Annotated in this window: 13 protein-coding genes; 9 read left to right on the forward strand and 4 right to left on the reverse strand. The window is 64.9% G+C overall.

Annotation, left to right across the window (positions count from 1 at the left end; translation table 11 throughout):
* Positions 1-279: 279 nt before the first annotated feature.
* The gene (locus tag FG94_RS24895; protein WP_036217349.1) at positions 280-669 is read left to right on the forward strand and encodes a hypothetical protein; all 390 of its coding nucleotides are present in this window, start codon (positions 280-282) and stop codon (positions 667-669) included.
* Positions 670-1,225: 556 nt separating this feature from the next.
* Here the strand turns inward: FG94_RS24895 and FG94_RS24900 are convergent.
* A complete protein-coding gene (locus FG94_RS24900) occupies positions 1,226-2,086 on the reverse strand; it encodes a pyruvate, water dikinase regulatory protein (RefSeq protein WP_051997082.1) in 861 nt (286 codons plus the stop codon).
* 264 nt (positions 2,087-2,350) lie between these two features.
* Between FG94_RS24900 and ppsA the strand changes: the two genes are divergently transcribed.
* The 5 genes from ppsA to FG94_RS24925 all read left to right on the forward strand — a co-directional run bounded on the left by ppsA (position 2,351) and on the right by FG94_RS24925 (position 8,101).
* Complete coding sequence (gene ppsA, locus FG94_RS24905) at positions 2,351-4,708, forward strand: phosphoenolpyruvate synthase (RefSeq protein WP_036217351.1); 2,358 nt, start codon at positions 2,351-2,353, stop codon at positions 4,706-4,708.
* Between the two features lie 208 nt (positions 4,709-4,916).
* The gene (locus FG94_RS24910) at positions 4,917-5,339 is read left to right on the forward strand and encodes an NfeD family protein (RefSeq protein ID WP_036217353.1); all 423 of its coding nucleotides are present in this window, start codon (positions 4,917-4,919) and stop codon (positions 5,337-5,339) included.
* 39 nt (positions 5,340-5,378) lie between these two features.
* Positions 5,379-6,314, forward strand: a complete 936-nt coding sequence (locus FG94_RS24915) for an SPFH domain-containing protein (protein ID WP_027865287.1) — start codon at positions 5,379-5,381, stop codon at positions 6,312-6,314.
* Entirely contained in the window at positions 6,311-7,120 is an 810-nt protein-coding gene (locus FG94_RS24920) for an SDR family oxidoreductase (protein ID WP_036217355.1), read from the forward strand. Before FG94_RS24915 ends, FG94_RS24920 begins: the two co-directional genes overlap by 4 nt.
* Before the next feature lie 138 nt (positions 7,121-7,258).
* Complete coding sequence (locus FG94_RS24925; RefSeq protein ID WP_152571129.1) at positions 7,259-8,101, forward strand: hypothetical protein; 843 nt, start codon at positions 7,259-7,261, stop codon at positions 8,099-8,101.
* A gap of 18 nt (positions 8,102-8,119) precedes the next feature.
* Here the strand turns inward: FG94_RS24925 and FG94_RS24930 are convergent, their stop codons facing one another.
* Complete coding sequence (locus FG94_RS24930) at positions 8,120-10,276, reverse strand: TonB-dependent siderophore receptor (protein WP_036217359.1); 2,157 nt, start codon at positions 10,274-10,276, stop codon at positions 8,120-8,122.
* Between the two features lie 124 nt (positions 10,277-10,400).
* Between FG94_RS24930 and FG94_RS24935 the strand changes: the two genes are divergently transcribed.
* The 3 genes from FG94_RS24935 to FG94_RS24945 are packed head-to-tail and all read left to right on the forward strand — an operon-like array spanning position 10,401 to position 13,249.
* The gene (locus tag FG94_RS24935; RefSeq protein WP_036217361.1) at positions 10,401-11,561 is read left to right on the forward strand and encodes a PepSY domain-containing protein; all 1,161 of its coding nucleotides are present in this window, start codon (positions 10,401-10,403) and stop codon (positions 11,559-11,561) included.
* Positions 11,558-11,740, forward strand: a complete 183-nt coding sequence (locus FG94_RS24940) for a hypothetical protein (RefSeq protein WP_036217364.1) — start codon at positions 11,558-11,560, stop codon at positions 11,738-11,740. Before FG94_RS24935 ends, FG94_RS24940 begins: the two co-directional genes overlap by 4 nt.
* A gap of 60 nt (positions 11,741-11,800) precedes the next feature.
* A complete protein-coding gene (locus FG94_RS24945; protein ID WP_036217367.1) occupies positions 11,801-13,249 on the forward strand; it encodes a Ppx/GppA phosphatase family protein in 1,449 nt (482 codons plus the stop codon).
* A 150-nt stretch (positions 13,250-13,399) separates the two neighbouring features.
* Here the strand turns inward: FG94_RS24945 and FG94_RS24950 are convergent, their stop codons facing one another.
* Complete coding sequence (locus tag FG94_RS24950) at positions 13,400-13,876, reverse strand: histidine phosphatase family protein (protein WP_036217370.1); 477 nt, start codon at positions 13,874-13,876, stop codon at positions 13,400-13,402.
* A complete protein-coding gene (gene ppk1, locus FG94_RS24955; RefSeq protein WP_036217372.1) occupies positions 13,842-15,998 on the reverse strand; it encodes a polyphosphate kinase 1 in 2,157 nt (718 codons plus the stop codon). Before ppk1 ends, FG94_RS24950 begins: the two co-directional genes overlap by 35 nt.
* Positions 15,999-16,103 lie beyond the last annotated feature (105 nt).

Consider the following 16,103-nt stretch of genomic DNA (forward strand, 5'->3'; position numbering starts at 1 on the left):
CCGGCGTCGCTCTTCGGACACCGTCACGACTTCGATGGTTTGGTTGTTTCTAGTCATACTCACAGTCTTATTCCTATCCGTAAGGATACAGCATCGACTGTGTCTGGTACTTCAAGGGGCTATCTCACGTCAAGCACACCAAAGCAATTCATATGTTTGCAATGGGTTGGGTACGGTCCTTCGTGACAGTTGGCGATTTTCCGTGCTTGGCAACCTGCTATGCTGAGCTCAACAGCCGGGTTCTGCCAAGAGCCGTAACACCCGTATCTGAGGGAAGACATGTTCAGTCTGCAGAGCATTAAGGCATGGTTTCTTTCTAGACGACCAAAGCCGTTGCATGAAATACTGGCCGTTGAGTTTGATGACGCACGAGTCAAGGTGCTCGTCCTTGGGGGACTTGATCCTGTTTGGAATCAAGAATTCCTGTGGGACGACATCTCGCGGGTTTGTTTCAAGGATGAAGGCCTGTACTCTTCAGACTCGATCATCATCCAACTGCACGGACGAGAGGGCCCCGTTGTAGTGCCGAGCGAGGCCAAGGGCGGCTCTGATTTTTTTGGAGCGTTGACGGAGCGCGGCTATTTTCCCGAAGAGGTTTGGCGCCGTGCAATGGGGGAGACCAGTGGCGCCGTGCATTGCTGGCCTCCGCTTGAAAGCAAAAAGAGCTGATCGTCCGACCGCTGTCACGGTCCGCTCTGGGTCGCAAGCAGACTGACCAGGTAGGTCGTCTGCCAGCCATTAGCAGACGATTGAACTTACTGAACAGGCGGGTCGAAAGATGAAAAGAACTCTTTCGCGACTTACCTTTACTAGCCTTGCGTTAGCCGCAGCAACTACGCTTGCACTACTCTCGGTCAGTGTTGAACGCGTAGGTCCGGAGCAGGTCCAGCATGGAAATCTTTGTGGAGCTCCACGCTTCGAGCCTTGCTATAAGCCTGCACTAAAGGGCGGGTTCCCCATCGGGTATCTGTATGATCAGCCAGGCATTTCCGTCGAGGGGAAGCTCGCGTTCATCGAAGACAAGTTATACATCGGTGCACTGTTGGCTAACATCGCTATCTATTTCGGCGCCCTGATGCTAGTTGGTTGGATTGTCAAACGTCGCCGACCGCGTTGACTGACAATTGAGTCCCGTATTGGACGGAAGGACTGGCTTCCATTAAATGATCGAGAACGGCCAGAAGCGGAAGTCACCTTGGCTTGGCTCCACCGCTTTCCCAGACCTTTAATACTCGCGCCGGTCCGGCTTGATCTCTTGCAGAATGGTCGTAGCGATTTCCTCGATCGACTTGGTAGTCGAGGACAGCCAGCGGATGCCCTCGCGGCGCATCATCGCTTCCGCCTCGTTCACTTCATAGCGGCAATTCTCGATCGACGCATACTTGCTGCCGGCGCGGCGCTCGTTGCGGATCTGCGAGAGGCGCTCCGGGGTGATCGTCAGCCCGAACAGCTTGGCCTTGAACGGCGGCAGCGAAGAGGGCAACTTGCCGCGCTCGAAGTCGTCGGGGATCAGCGGGTAGTTCGCTGCCTTCAGGCCATATTGCATCGCCAGGTACAGGCTGGTCGGCGTCTTGCCCGAGCGCGACACCCCGACCAGGATCACATCCGCCTCGGCCAGGTTCTTGTGCGACTGACCGTCGTCATGGGCCAGCGAAAAGTTGATCGCTTCGATCCTGTTCTTGTATTCCTCGGTGTCCACTGCATTGTGGATGCGTCCGATCGTGTGCGTCGACTTGACGCCCAGTTCCTGCTCCAGCGGCGACACGAAGGTCTGGAACAGGTCCATGTGCATGCCGCGCGCGGCCCGGATGATGCTCGACAGGTCATGCTTCACCAGCGTCGAGAACACGATCGGCCGTTGGCCGTCGCGCGCGAAGCTGTCGTTGATGCGGCGCGCGGCCTCGTGGGCCTTTTCGACCGAGTCGATGAAGGGCAGGCGGATCTGGCGGAAACGCATCTCGAACTGGCTCAGCACTGCGTGGCCGAAGGTCTCCGCCGTGATGCCGGTCCCGTCCGAGACGAAGAAGACGGTGCGCGAGGAAGGGGCGGAACCCGGGGCGGGCGAAGCGGTGGTTTCTACGATCATGGTGTCGAAATACTAAGTCGTCCTGACAAAGTTGCAGCGTGGTTTGCCGCTCACGCGGTAAAATGCTCGGCAACGGTTCTGCATTGTGCTGCACGACGGCCAGAATAACAAGAACACCCCGTCGCCCGGACACGATGCGCTAGGTAGCCAAAAGGTTTCTATCTCAAGTAAGGGTGTATCACCATGACTAACCTGTCTGTAGCAGCATTGAAGGAGCCTGAGCAAGCATCACGGGTCTATGTAGCATCGTTCGAGAACCTGCGCATGACCGACGTCGAGTCGGTCGGCGGCAAGAACGCCTCGCTGGGCGAGATGATCTCGCAGCTGGCCAGCGCCGGCGTGCGCGTGCCGGGCGGCTTCGCCACCACGGCCGACGCCTTCCGCGACTTCCTCGAGCACAGCGATGGCGGGCCTTCGCTGGCCCAGCGCATCGCCACGCGCCTGGAAGGCCTCGACATCGACGATGTCCGCGCGCTGGCCAGCGCCGGCGCCGAGATCCGCCAATGGATCGTCGACACCCCATTCCAGCCGCGCCTGGAACAGGAAATCCGCGCCTTCTACGAGCGCCTGGTCGCCGATTCCGATACCGAAGTCTCCTTCGCCGTGCGCTCCTCGGCCACCGCCGAAGACTTGCCGGACGCGTCCTTCGCGGGCCAGCAGGAGACCTTCCTGAACGTGGTCGGCATCGACAACGTGCTGGAAGCCATGAAGCACGTCTTCGCCTCCCTCTACAACGACCGCGCGATCTCCTACCGCGTCCACAAGGGCTTCACCCACGCCGAAGTGGCGCTGTCGGCCGGCGTGCAGCGCATGGTGCGTTCGGACACGGGCGCCGCGGGCGTGATGTTCACCATCGATACCGAATCGGGCTTCAAGGACGTGGTCTTCGTCACCTCGAGCTACGGCCTGGGCGAGACGGTGGTGCAGGGCGCGGTGAACCCGGACGAGTTCTACGTCCACAAGCCGATGCTGGCCCAGGGCAAGCTGCCTGTCATCCGCCGCAACATCGGCTCGAAGCTCATCAAGATGGAGTTCACCAGCGAAGCCAAGGCCGGCCGCTCGGTGCGCACCGTCGACGTGCCGATCGAGATGCGCAACCGCTATTCGCTGACCGACGCCGAAGTGGTCGAGCTGGCCAAGTACGCCGTCATCATCGAGAACCACTACGGCCGTCCGATGGACATCGAGTGGGGCAAGGATGGCCGCGACGGCAAGCTGTACATCCTGCAGGCGCGTCCGGAAACCGTAAAGTCGCAGCAGAAGGCCACCGACGCCCAGCAGCGCTTCAGCCTGAAGGGCACCGGCACCGTCTTGACGAGCGGCCGCGCGATCGGCCAGAAGATCGGCGCCGGTCCGGTACGCGTGATCCACGACCCGAGCGAGATGGAGCGAGTGCAGCCGGGCGACGTCCTGGTGGCCGACATGACCGACCCGAACTGGGAACCGGTCATGAAGCGCGCCTCGGCCATCGTCACCAACCGCGGCGGGCGTACCTGCCACGCGGCGATCATCGCGCGCGAGCTGGGCGTGCCGGCCGTGGTCGGCTGCGGCGACGCCACCGAGGCGCTGAAGGACGGCACCTTTGTCACCGTCTCGTGCGCCGAAGGCGACGAGGGCAAGATCTACGACGGCTTGCTGGAAACCGAGATCACCGAAGTCTCGCGCGGCGAGCTGCCGCCGATCCCGACCAAGATCATGCTCAACGTCGGCAACCCGCAGCTGGCCTTCGACTTCCAGTCGGTGCCGAACGGCGGCGTGGGCCTGGCGCGCCTCGAGTTCATCATCAACAACAACATCGGCGTGCACCCGAAGGCCATCCTCGAGTACCCGAACATCGACGTCGACCTGAAAAAGGCGGTGGAGTCGGTGGCACGCGGCCACGCCTCGCCGCGCGCCTTCTATGTCGACAAGCTGGCGGAGGGTGTCGCCACCATCGCCGCGGCCTTCTGGCCCAAGCCGGTGATCGTGCGCCTGTCCGACTTCAAGTCGAACGAGTACAAGAAGCTGATCGGCGGTTCGCGCTATGAGCCGGACGAAGAAAACCCGATGCTGGGCTTCCGCGGCGCCGCGCGCTACCTGGCCGAGGACTTCGCCGAGTCCTTCGAGATGGAATGCCTGGCCATGAAGCGCGTGCGCGAAGACATGGGCCTGACCAACGTCGAGATCATGATCCCGTTCGTGCGCACCCTGGGCCAGGCCGAGAAGGTCATCGAGCTGCTGGCGAAATACGGCCTGAAGCGCGGCGAGAACGGCCTGCGCGTCATCATGATGTGCGAAGTGCCGTCCAACGCGATCCTGGCCGAACAGTTCCTGCAGTACTTCGACGGCTTCTCGATCGGCTCGAACGACCTGACCCAGCTTACCCTGGGCCTGGACCGCGACTCCGGCATGGAGCTGCTGGCCAAGGACTTCGACGAGCGCGACCCGGCCGTGAAAGCCATGCTGAGCCTTGCCATCAAGGCCTGCCGCGCCCAGGGCAAGTACATCGGCATCTGCGGCCAGGGGCCGTCGGACAACCCGGACTTCGCCGAGTGGCTGGTGGGCGAGGGCATCGAGTCGATGTCGCTCAATCCGGACTCGGTGATCGAGACCTGGCAGAAGCTGGCCGCGGGCCGGGCTTGACCAGCCTGAACCATATGCTTATGCGCCTGCGATAAACGTCAACGGAGGATCTTTTATTCCTGACTAGACCTGCTACACTGGCATCGATAACTCTTTGCCAGAAAGCACACAATAAGCAAGCGCATCGACATTCTGAAACCCTCGCCGCCTGTTGCAGGTTGCGGGGGTTTTTTACTTTTCTGATCCACCACTTCAAGGAGACACGCCAATGACGGACTGGATGAGCTGGCTGGTAGTGGCCGGCGTCCTCGTGATCGCCGAACTGTTCACCGGCACCTTTTATCTCTTGATGATCGCGATCGGCCTGAGCGCCGGCGCGCTGGCCGCCCTGGCGGGCGCCAGCGGCCCGATGCAGACCTTGGCAGCCGCATTGGTCGGCCTGGCCGCAACCGCGCTCCTGCACCGCAGCCGCTTCGGCAAGCCGGCCAAGCTTGAAGCGACCCGCGACCGCAACGTCAACCTCGACATCGGGCAGCGCGTCGCGGTAGCGCATTGGGTGGATGGCCGCGCCCGCGTGATGTACCGCGGCGCGCTGTGGGACGTCGAACTCGGCCCCGGTGCGCAGCCTGAAGCAGGGGATTACCGCATCGTCGAGGTGCGCGGCAGCCGCCTGATCCTCACTAATTCATAAGACCAACTAATAATTAATACTCATCTATAAGGGATGCTCATGGAATTCACGTTCGGCACTGTGGCGCTGGTGTTCTTCATCATTGCGCTGGTATTCATCTTCAAGACCATCAACGTGGTGCCGCAGCAGCACGCGGTGGTGGTGGAGCGACTCGGCAAGTTCCACGCCGTGCTGGCGCCCGGCCTGAACATCGTGGTGCCCTTCATCGACCGTATCGCCTACAAGCACAGCCTCAAGGAGATTCCGCTGGACGTGCCGCCCCAGGTCTGCATCACCAAGGACAACACCCAGCTGCAGGTCGACGGCATCCTGTACTTCCAGGTGACCGACGCCATGCGCGCCTCCTACGGCTCCTCGAACTACATCCAGGCCATCACCCAGCTGGCCCAGACCACGCTGCGTTCGGTGATCGGCAAGATGGAGCTCGACAAGACTTTCGAAGAGCGCGATCACATCAACACCACCATCGTCAATGCGATCGACGAGTCGGCGGCCAACTGGGGCGTCAAGGTGCTGCGCTACGAGATCAAGGACCTGACCCCGCCGGCCGAGATCCTGCACGCGATGCAGCGCCAGATCACGGCCGAGCGCGAGAAGCGCGCCCTGATCGCCGCTTCCGAAGGCCGCCGCCAGGAACAGATCAACATCGCCAGCGGCGAGCGCGAAGCGGCGATTGCCCGCTCCGAGGGCGAGCGCCAGGCTGCGATCAACCGCGCCCAGGGCGAAGCCAGCGCCATCGTCGCCCTCGCCGATGCGAGCGCCGCCGCGCTGCGCCAGGTGGGCGCCGCGATCCGCGAGCCGGGCGGCATGGATGCGGTCAACCTGCGCGTGGCCGAGCACTACGTCGACGCCTTCGGCAAGCTGGCCAAGACCAACAATTCGCTGATCGTGCCGGCCAACATGGGCGACATGAGCAGCGTGATCGCCAGCGCGCTGCAGATCGTCAAGTCGCAGCAGCCGGACATCCTCCGATGACGCGCGTGGTCGTCATCACCGGCGCCTCGGATGGCATCGGCGCCGAGATCGCGCGCCAGCTGGCGGCAAAAGAGGGCGCTGGCGTGGCTTTGGTGCTGGCGGCGCGTAACGCGGCCCAGCTCGACACGGTCGCGGGCGAATGCGCCGCGCTTGGCGCGCAGACGCTGGTGGTAGCGACCGATGTCGGCGTGCAGATCCAGTGCCGGCGCCTGGTGGTCAGCGCGCTCGAGCACTTCGGGCGCATCGACGTCCTGGTCAACAACGCCGGCCGCTCGGCCCATGCGCTGTTCGAGGAAGTCGAGGACCTGTCCTGGTACGAGGAGCTGATGCGCGTGAACCTGTGGGGCGCGGTCTGGTGCACCCAGGCCGCGCTGCCGGCGCTGAAGGCCTCAAGGGGCCGCATCGTCGCGGTGTCCTCGCTGGCCGGCCTGGTCGGGGTGCCGGGGCGCACCGCCTATAGCGCCACCAAGTTCGCCATGACCGGATTTTTCGAGGCGCTGCGCGCGGAAATGAAGGGCCACGGCGTGTCCGTGACCACCACCTATCCGGGCGTGGTGGCGACCAGGATCCGCTACCGCGGCTTCAATGCGCAGGGCGAAGCGATGGGGTCCAGCGCCTTGAAGGAAGAGGGGGCCATGAGCGTGGAGGAATGTGCGCGCCTCATCATCGACGGGATGGAAGCGCGCCGGCGCGAGGTCGTGATGACGGCCAAGGGAAAGATCGGTCGCTTCCTCAAACTGCTGGCGCCGGGACTGGTGGAGAAGATGGCCCTGGCGGCCTTGAAGCAGGATGTGCGGCCGCACTAGCGGCGCCGCGTATTTATAGAATCAAGATTCGCCAATCGTGCGAGATAATATTTTGATAACTGCGATAATCAGGGTGTTGTCGCGCTAGACATAGTCTGGCGGACATTTCTGAACACACCCTTGATGATCGGAGTATCCATGTCTCGCCCTGTATCACGCACGTCCGTCGTATCCGTTAAATTCCTGAAAGGCGCCATCGTGCTCGGCGCGGCCGCCGCCGGCCTGGCCCAGGCGCAGCAGTCGCCGGCGCTAGATCGCATGAGCCTGTCGGTCGGCGCCTTCCATGCCGAACCGGAGATCCGCCTTGGCGGCGATACCCGCTACGGCCGCGTCGACACGCCTGACGAGAAGCTCGGTGACGGCACCCTGCCGCGCGTGAAAGCCGAACTGCTGTTCGGCGAGCGCCATGGCGCATCGTTCGACTACTGGCGCTTCAACGAGGACTACGCGGCCGCGCCGAGCGGCGCCACGGTCTACGAAGGCCGTCCGGTGAGCGGCAGCATCCGCGCGGATGCCAAGCTGCGCATCGAGATGGCGCGCCTGGCCTACAAATACTGGTTCGGTTCGGACAGGAATGCCTTCGGGATCGGCCTGGGCGCCGCCCACCTGCGCGCCAGGATCTCGGCGACGGCCGAGGCCGACCTGCGCGCCGAAGCGCCGGTCGAGACCTACCGCTGGAGCGGTTCCGGTTCCGCCAGCGACAGCGTGTGGGCCCCGACCGTCGAGCTGGCATGGCGCCACGCGCTGAACGACAAGGTGCGCCTGTATGCCGAGGCGGGCGGGGTCAAGCGCAATGGCGGCAGCGTCGAGGGCCATGTGGTCAACGCCGCCGCGGGCATCGAATGGATGGCGGCGAAGAACGTCGGCCTGGTGCTCGACTACGGCATCCAGAAGATCGACCTGCACCGCAACGGCGACCGCAGCGCCGAGCTCGACCTGAAACTGACCGGACCTTCCGCCTACCTCAAGGTCCGCTTCTGACGGACCGGTCGGCGGCGCTCAGAAATCGACCGTCGCCGACACCACCACGCTGCGCGGCGCGCCCTGCACCAGGTAGCCGAAGCCCGGATAGCCGCCCGCCGACGCCCAGTAGTTCTTGTCCGTGACGTTGTCGATGCGCGCACGCAGGGTCACGTCGCGGTCCATGAAGCGCATCAGGTAGTTCGCCCCGATGTCGAGGCGCGACCACGAAGGCAGCTTCTGGGTGTTGGCCGCATCCGCGTACTGGGTCGCGGTGTACAGGGCGCGCGCATTGAGCGACAGACCCTGCACGCCCGGCACTTCCCATTCGGCGCCGAGGTTCAGCTGGGTGCCCGGCACGCCGATCGCATCCTTGCCCTCGTTGAGGCCGCCGGCGGTCTGGCGCTGCTCGGCTTCCAGCAGGGTGAGGCCGCCCAGCAGGCGCAGGCCGCGTGCCGGGGTGCCGAATACGCTCAACTCCAGGCCGCGGTTGCGCTGCTCGCCGAACACGCCGAAGCGCCGGTCCTGGACGTAGGCGCTCGGCTGCGCGGTACTGAACACGGCTGCCGTCATCCCGAATTTGCCGCTATCGTATTTGACGCCGACTTCCTTCTGGCGCGAGACGAAGGGCGCGAACACCTCGCCCTGGTTGACGATGTCGGTGCCCGCCGCCACCGGGCCCTGCTGCAGCGCCTCGCTGTAGTTGGCGTAGACCGACACACCTTTCATGGGCTTGTAGACGATGCCCGCCACCGGCGTCACTTCGCTTTCGTCGTAGCGCGCGTTCGGTGCACCGGTGTTGTAGTCGTAGCCGAAGGACTTGATGGTCTGGTGGCGCGCGCCCACGGTCACGAGCAGGCGCTCGTCCATGAAGCCCAGGGTATCGGCCACGGCAAAGCTCGAGAGGATCGCCTTGCTGGTCAGGAGCGGGTTGTTCATGTTCCCGCCGGTGAAGAAGCCGGAGGGCGGTGCTTGCGCATCGAGCGGACGATAGATGTTCGAGCCGAAACCGGCGAAGTCGCTCATGCCGTAGGCGTTCTTCGACTCCGAATGGAAGCCCGACAGCGAGGCGCTCAGCTTGTGCGAGACCGCGCCGGTCTTGAGCTCGGTACGGACGCCGATTTCGCCGGTACGCACCTTGTCTTCGCGAGCGTTGTCGAAGCGAGTCATGGTGGCATCGCCGCCCACGTTCGTGACGGTCGGCGAGGAGATGATGTTGAACTCGTCGCCCTCGCGCATGCCAAAGGCCGCCCAGGCGGTCGCGCCGCCCGGCAGGTCGACTTCGCCGCGCAGGGTGCCGAAGGTGTCGCGCTCGCCGGAATAGGTCCAGGGCTGGGCGTAGTTGCTGTCGCTTTCCGGGGCCGCGATGATCGGCACGCCGGCCGCCATCGTCACGCTCGGGCGCGCGCCGCGCAGCTGGTGGTCCTGGTGGCCGACGTCGGCCGACAGGCGGTAGCCGCGCCCGCGGTAGTCCACGCCGACCGAGTACAGGCTCAGTTCGCGACTTTCGCGGTCGATCGCGGTGTCGCCCTCGCGGCGCACCGCGTTCACGCGCACGCCCAGGCGGCCTTCCGGACCGAAGCGGTTGGCGAAGTCGGTCGCCACATAGGCCTGGCCGCCGGTCTCGACGCCCACGGTCAGCTGGGTCAGCGGCGCGTTCGGCGCGCGCTTGGGCAGCAGGTTGATGGCGCCGCCGATGCCGCCGCCGCCCGGCGCCGCGCCGTTCACGAAGCTGTTCGCGCCGCGCAGCACTTCGACGCGTTCGAGCAGTTCCGAGGCCACGAACTGGCGCGGCAGCAGGCCGTACAGGCCGTTGTAGGCCAGGTCGTCCGAGTTGACGGCGAAGCCGCGGATCAAGTACAGCTCCTGGTAGTTGCCGAAGCCGCGCGCCACCCGCACCGAGGGGTCGTTCTGCACCACGTCGGCCACGCTGCGCGCCTGCTGGTCCTGGATCAGCGCCTGGGTGTAGTTCATGGAATTGAAGGGGGTGTCCATGATGTCGACGTTGCCCAGCAGGCCGAGGCGGCCCCCGCGCGCGACCTGGCCGCCGGCGTAGGCGGAGGGTAGGCCTTGGCTGGATGCGTCGGCCGAGGCGGTGACGACGACGGTGGCGACAGGTTCGGAGGTGGTGTCTTGTGCTTGCGCGGCAAAGGCCGCGGCGGCGAGGGCGATCGGAGTCAGGCGGAACAGTTTCATCGGTGGGGCTCGGTTTTTCTTAATGAGAATGATTGTCATTCTATCCGTTTTGGCTTGCGCGTGTAAATGAGAACGATTATTATTTGCCGAACTTGTCGATTCCGACGTCCGATATCACCCACCTATGTCGCCAAATAAGCTGCGCCTCTGGAGCTGGATCCATAAATGGAGCAGCCTGGTTTGTACCGTCTTCATGCTGCTGCTCTGCCTGACGGGCCTGCCGCTGATCTACCACCACGAGATCGGCCACCTGCTCGGCACCGACGTAGAAGCGCCCGCCATGCCCGTCGACACCCCGCGCGGCAACATCGACGCCGTGCTGGCCTCGGCCAAGGAGCTCTACCCCAACAAGATTGCGATGTACATGTCGCAGGAAATCGACGAACCGGCGATCTGGAACGTCACCCTGGGCGACCATCCGAACGACGAGCACTACAAGCCGATCGCGGTCGACGCCCGTACCACCAAGGTCATCACCGAACCGGCCTTCGAAGGCGGCGCCTTCATGTCGACCATGCTGCGCCTGCACGTCGACCTGTTCGCCGGCCTGTATGGCCAGCTGTTCCTCGGTTTCATGGGCTTCCTCCTGATCGTCGCCGTCGTCAGCGGCGTGGTGCTGTACGCGCCCTTCATGCGCAAGCTCGATTTCGGCGAAGTGCGCCGCGAGCGCAGCCGCGTGATCCGCTGGCTCGACCTGCACAACCTGCTCGGGATCGTCACCATGGTCTGGGTCTTCGTGGTGGGCGCCACCGGCATGGTCAACACCTGGGCCGACCTGCTGCTCAAGTACTGGCAGAACAACGAACTGGCCGTGATGCTCAAGCCCTACGAGGGCCAACCGCAGGTCACCAGGATGTCCTCGATCCACGACGCCATCGTGCGCGCTGAAACCGCCGAACCGGGCATGAAGGTCGCGTTCGTGGCCTTCCCGGGCACGCCCTTCAGCAGCCCGCACCACTACGGCATCTTCATGCGCGGCGAAGAGGCCTTCAGCTCGCGCCTGTACAAGCCGGTGCTGATCGACGCCGCCACCGGCGATATCACCGACCGCCGCGAGCTGCCCTGGTACCTGACGGCGCTGCTGTTGTCGCAGCCGCTGCACTTCGGCGACTACGGCGGCCAGGCCATGAAGCTGCTGTGGGCCTTGCTCGACATCGCCACCATCATCATCCTGGGCAGTGGCCTCTACCTGTGGCTCAAGCGCAGCCGCAAGACCCGGGTCGCCCAAGCGGGCAAGGCCAGCGTCGCCGAGCCGGCGCTGGCGCGCTCGAGGGAGGCGTCATGATCCGTACTCGCACCCAGATCTGGGCCATGCCGGTCCTGCTGGCCATCCTGACCGTCATCGGCCTGGTCCCGGCCCTGCTGGGCGACGGTATCTGGGACCTGGTTTCGGCAGTGAGCCTGGGCACGCCGGTCGCAGTGGGCGCCTGGTACGCGCTGCGCCGCCCGCGCGCGCGCCGCTAGGGCTGCCTCAAGCGCGCTAAGGCTGTATACTTCGCCAACAACCACAGCGAAAGAGCGCCTATGTTTGCAGCAGTGGACCTGGGGTCCAACAGCTTCCGGCTCCACATCGGCGAGCCCGCGGGCGGGCGCATGCACATCGTGCGCACCGCGCGCGACCCGATCCGCCTGGCCGCGGGCCTGGACCGGGACAACATGCTTACCGAGGCCGCCATGCGCAGCGCGGTGAAGACCCTGCAGGACTTCCGCGCCATCCTCGACGAATACACGCTGGACGCGGTGCGCGTGGTCGCCACCAATACCCTGCGCGTGGCGCGCAACGCCGAGCAGCTGCTGCCCCAGCTGGAGGCGGCCATCGGTTATCCGATCGAAGTGATTTCGGGCGAGGAAGAAGGGCGCCTGATCTACATGGGCGTGGCGCGCGCCATCGACAAGCCGGACGAGCGCCGGCTGGTGATCGACATCGGCGGCGGCTCGACCGAAGTCATCGCCGCCATCGGCCCCGAGATCAACCTGGTCGAATCCTTCGGCATCGGCACCCACCCGCAAACCGCCGCTTTCTTCGCGGACGGCCGCATCACGCCGCAGGCCTTCGACGCCGCCGTCACCGAGGCGCGCGCCCGCTTCGAGGATGCCGCCGACCTGTACAAGGCGCAGGGCTGGGATGCGGCCTATGGCTCGTCCGGCACCATGCGCGCCATCAACGAGGTGATCAGCAGGAATGGTATCGGCGACGGTCGCATGTCGCAGGCCAGCCTGTACGCGCTGCGCGACATCTTGCTGGGGCTGGGCCATGTCGACGCCTTCACTCTGCCGGGCGTCAAGAAGGAGAGGGTGCCGGTGATGGTGGGCGGCCTCACGGTCCTGATCGGGGTGATGCAGGAACTCGGCGTGCAGCAGCTCACCGCGATCAACGCCGGCCTGCGCCTGGGCGTGCTGTCCGACCTGGAGCTGCGCGCCAACCGGCGCGACCGCCGCGACGCCGCCATCCGCGCCTGCATGCGCCGCTTCGGCGTGGACAGCCAGCGCGCGCTGCGCACGGCGAAGATCGCCTCGCTACTATACGAAAAGCTGAACCCCTCGGACGCGCAGCACTACCTGTGCTGGAGCGCCATGCTGCACGAAGTCGGCCTGCAGATCTCGATGACGGGGGCGCACAAGCACGGCGCCTACATCGTCGAACATGCCGACCTGCCGGGCTTCACCACGCGCGAGCAGCGCCTGATGGCCAGCCTGATCCTGGGGCAGAAGGGCAACCTGCGCAAGATCCGCGAGGCCCTGGGCGAGGCCGACGTGGCCAAGGCGGTGCTGGCGCTGCGCATGGCGGTGGTGTTCATGCATGCGCGCGCGGACGAGGACCTGGCGGGCCTGAACATGCGCATGCGGCAGCGCATCGAGCTGGAACTGCCGGCCGCGCTGCTGGAGAAGCATCCGACACTGGGGCCGTGGCTGCAGAAGGAAGAGGGGGCGTGGAGCGAGGTCGGAATGCCGTTCCAGGTGCGTGAGAGCTGAGGATTCGACTTGGTATTCGTTGGCCGTGAGACCGTCGCACCGGCGAAGGCCGGTGCCCAAGTTCGTGGAGCAGTCGAAGCGCGAACAAGCTTGGGTTCCGGCCTGCGCCGGAACGACGGTCTTGCGGCTAACGAGTGGGTTGGGACAGCTCTAGCGCAGCTGGCCAATAAAATCCGGCCCCACCACCAGCTTCACATAAGGCAGGCCATCGCTGTTCTTGTGGGTGATCCAGAACACCCCCGCCTTGCGGATGCGCCAGTCCTGCTTGCCGCCGCACAGCACCAATGACGCCACCTGTCCCAGCAGCGGCTGGTGGCCGACGATCAGCACCGGCTGGCGGTGCTCGGGCCAGCCGGCCGCTTCGATGATCGCTTCCGCGCCCGAATCTGGCGCGAGGGCATCCACCAGCTTGTAGTTGCGCCCCAGCGCTTCCACCGTCTGCACGCAGCGCCTGGCCGGGCTGCTCAGCACCCGCAGGTCCTCCGGCAGCTGGCGGTGCAGCCAGGCGCCGACGCGCGCGGCGTGGCGCTTGCCTTTCGGCGTCAGCGCGCGCCGCAAGTCGCCCTCGACATCGCCCTCGGCGACGTGCGCTTCAGCCTCGGCGTGGCGCCACAGGATCAGGTCCATGCTCGTTCTCCTTGTTGGAATGAAGGCCCGCGCCGAGCGTCTCCATCAGGTCTTGCTGCGCGCTGAGCGCCTTCTGGCCGCCGCGCGCCTTCTTGCGGCGATAACGCCCGTCGCTGCCCAGTTCCCAGGCGTTGACATTGTCCTTCAGGTAGGGATGCAGTCCTTCGCGCAGCACGCGGCGCTTGAGCGCGGGCGAACGGATCGGGAAGGCCACTTCCACGCGCCGGAACAGGTTGCGGTTCATCCAGTCAGCGCTCGACAGGTAGATGTCGTGCTTGAGATTGTTGCGGAAATAGAAGATGCGCGTGTGCTCCAGGAAGCGGCCGACGATCGAGCGCACTCGGATGGTCTCGCTCAAGCCCTTCACGCCGGGCCGCAGCGAGCAGGCGCCGCGCACGATCAGGTCGATGCGCACGCCGGCCTGCGAGGCTTCGTACAGCGCCCGGATGACCGACTCGTCGGTGAGCGAATTCATCTTGGCGATGATGCGCGCAGGCTTGCCATTGCGTGCGATCGCGGCCTCGTCGCGGATGGCGCGCACGATTTCCTTCTGCAGCGAGAAGGGCGCCAGCCACAGGCTGGTGAGCTGCTTCGGGCGCGTCAGGCTGGTGAGGTGGATGAAGACCTCGTTGACGTCGGCGGTGAGCTCGTCGTCGCAGGTGAGCAGGCCGAAGTCGGTGTAGAACTTGGCGGTGGTCGAGTTGTAGTTGCCGGTGCCCAGGTGGGCGTAGCGCCGCAGTCCATTGTCTTCGCGGCGCAGCACCAGCGCCAACTTCGCGTGCGTCTTCAGGCCGACCACGCCATAGACCACCTGGGCGCCGGCCTGCTCCAGGCGCTCGGCCCAGTTGATGTTGGCTTCCTCGTCGAAGCGCGCCATCAGTTCGACGATGACGGTGACTTCCTTGCCGCGCCGCGCGGCGGCGATGAGGGCTTCCATCAGGTCGGAATTCATGCCGGCGCGGTAGATGGTCTGCTTGATCGCCGCCACGCAGGGGTCGTTCGCGGCCGACTGGATGAATTCGATCACCGGCTGGAAGGATTCGAATGGATGGTGCAGCAGCACGTCTCCCTTGCGCAGCACGGCGAAAATGTCGGGACCCACCAGTTTGGCCGGAAAACCCGGCGTGAAGGGGGTGAACTTCAGTTCCGACTTGTCGTGGGTGTTGGCGATTTCCAGCATGCGCCCGAGGTTCACCGGGCCGTCCACCGCGAACAGGCGCGATGGGTCGATCCCGAACTGGTCCAGCAGGAAGTTCGACAGGTGCGGCGGGCAGGCACGGCCCACTTCCAGGCGCACCGCGAAGCCGTAGTTGCGGCTGTGCAGTTCGCTCTGCAGGGCCTGGCGCAGGTTCTTGACCTCGTCCTCGTCGACCCACAGGTCGCTGTTGCGGGTCACGCGGAACTGCGAATACGAGAGCACCTCGCGGCCGGTGAACAGGTCGGCCAGGTGGGCCTGGATCACCGAGGACAGCAGGCAGTAGGACTCGCCCTTCTTGTCCGACAGTTCGGCCGGCAGGCGGATCACGCGCGGCAGCACACGCGGCGCCTTCATGATGGCGATGCCGGTGCCGCGCCCGAACGCGTCCTTGCCCGCCAGTTCGACGATGAAGTTCAGGCTTTTATTGACCACGCGCGGGAAGGGGTGGGCAGGGTCGAGCCCGATCGGAGTGAGCAGCGGGCGCACTTCGCGGTCGAAGAATTGCTTGACCCAGGCGCGCTGGGCAGCGTTGCGCTCGCCCCGCCGCAGCATGTGGATGCCATTCTCGGACAGGAGCGGCAGGATCTCGTGGTTGAACAGCTTGTACTGGCGCTCGATCAGCGTACGGCACTCGAGGCTGGCGCGCTCCAGGGTGCTGGCCAGCGCGTGCGGGATGCCGTTGTGGCCGGCCTCCATCTGGTGCTGGGCCAGCAGGCTGGCCACGCGCACCTCGAAGAATTCGTCGAGGTTGCCCGACACGATGGTCAGGAAGCGCAGCCGCTCGAGCAGCGGCATGCTGGGATCCTCGGCCTGGGCCACTACCCGGCGGTTGAACTCGAGCAGCGACAGTTCGCGGTTCAGGAAGGCGCCGCCTTCGGGAATGCTCCTGGCCTCGGCTTCCTGGGCCTTGTGTTTCATATCCATGGGTCTGCGTCGTAGTCTCGGCGCAGGCAGTGTAGTTGGCGAATATGACAATGTTGTTACACGCGGACCTCGGCGCGCCGCCCTTGACGTTTAAGCATGCCTAAA

This window comes from Massilia sp. LC238 (assembly GCF_000735635.1).
Lineage (GTDB): Bacteria > Pseudomonadota > Gammaproteobacteria > Burkholderiales > Burkholderiaceae_D > Telluria > Telluria varians.

Bases quoted from the DNA above. Each gene is read 5' to 3' on its own strand.
- FG94_RS24895 (WP_036217349.1), top strand. From the start codon at position 280: ATGTTCAGTCTGCAGAGCATTAAGGCATGGTTTCTTTCTAGACGACCA.
- FG94_RS24900 (WP_051997082.1), bottom strand. From the start codon at position 2,086: ATGATCGTAGAAACCACCGCTTCGCCCGCCCCGGGTTCCGCCCCTTCC.
- ppsA (WP_036217351.1), top strand. From the start codon at position 2,351: ATGACCGACGTCGAGTCGGTCGGCGGCAAGAACGCCTCGCTGGGCGAG.
- FG94_RS24910 (WP_036217353.1), top strand. From the start codon at position 4,917: ATGACGGACTGGATGAGCTGGCTGGTAGTGGCCGGCGTCCTCGTGATC.
- FG94_RS24915 (WP_027865287.1), top strand. From the start codon at position 5,379: ATGGAATTCACGTTCGGCACTGTGGCGCTGGTGTTCTTCATCATTGCG.
- FG94_RS24920 (WP_036217355.1), top strand. From the start codon at position 6,311: ATGACGCGCGTGGTCGTCATCACCGGCGCCTCGGATGGCATCGGCGCC.
- FG94_RS24925 (WP_152571129.1), top strand. From the start codon at position 7,259: ATGTCTCGCCCTGTATCACGCACGTCCGTCGTATCCGTTAAATTCCTG.
- FG94_RS24930 (WP_036217359.1), bottom strand. From the start codon at position 10,276: ATGAAACTGTTCCGCCTGACTCCGATCGCCCTCGCCGCCGCGGCCTTT.
- FG94_RS24935 (WP_036217361.1), top strand. From the start codon at position 10,401: ATGTCGCCAAATAAGCTGCGCCTCTGGAGCTGGATCCATAAATGGAGC.
- FG94_RS24940 (WP_036217364.1), top strand. From the start codon at position 11,558: ATGATCCGTACTCGCACCCAGATCTGGGCCATGCCGGTCCTGCTGGCC.
- FG94_RS24945 (WP_036217367.1), top strand. From the start codon at position 11,801: ATGTTTGCAGCAGTGGACCTGGGGTCCAACAGCTTCCGGCTCCACATC.
- FG94_RS24950 (WP_036217370.1), bottom strand. From the start codon at position 13,876: ATGGACCTGATCCTGTGGCGCCACGCCGAGGCTGAAGCGCACGTCGCC.
- ppk1 (WP_036217372.1), bottom strand. From the start codon at position 15,998: ATGGATATGAAACACAAGGCCCAGGAAGCCGAGGCCAGGAGCATTCCC.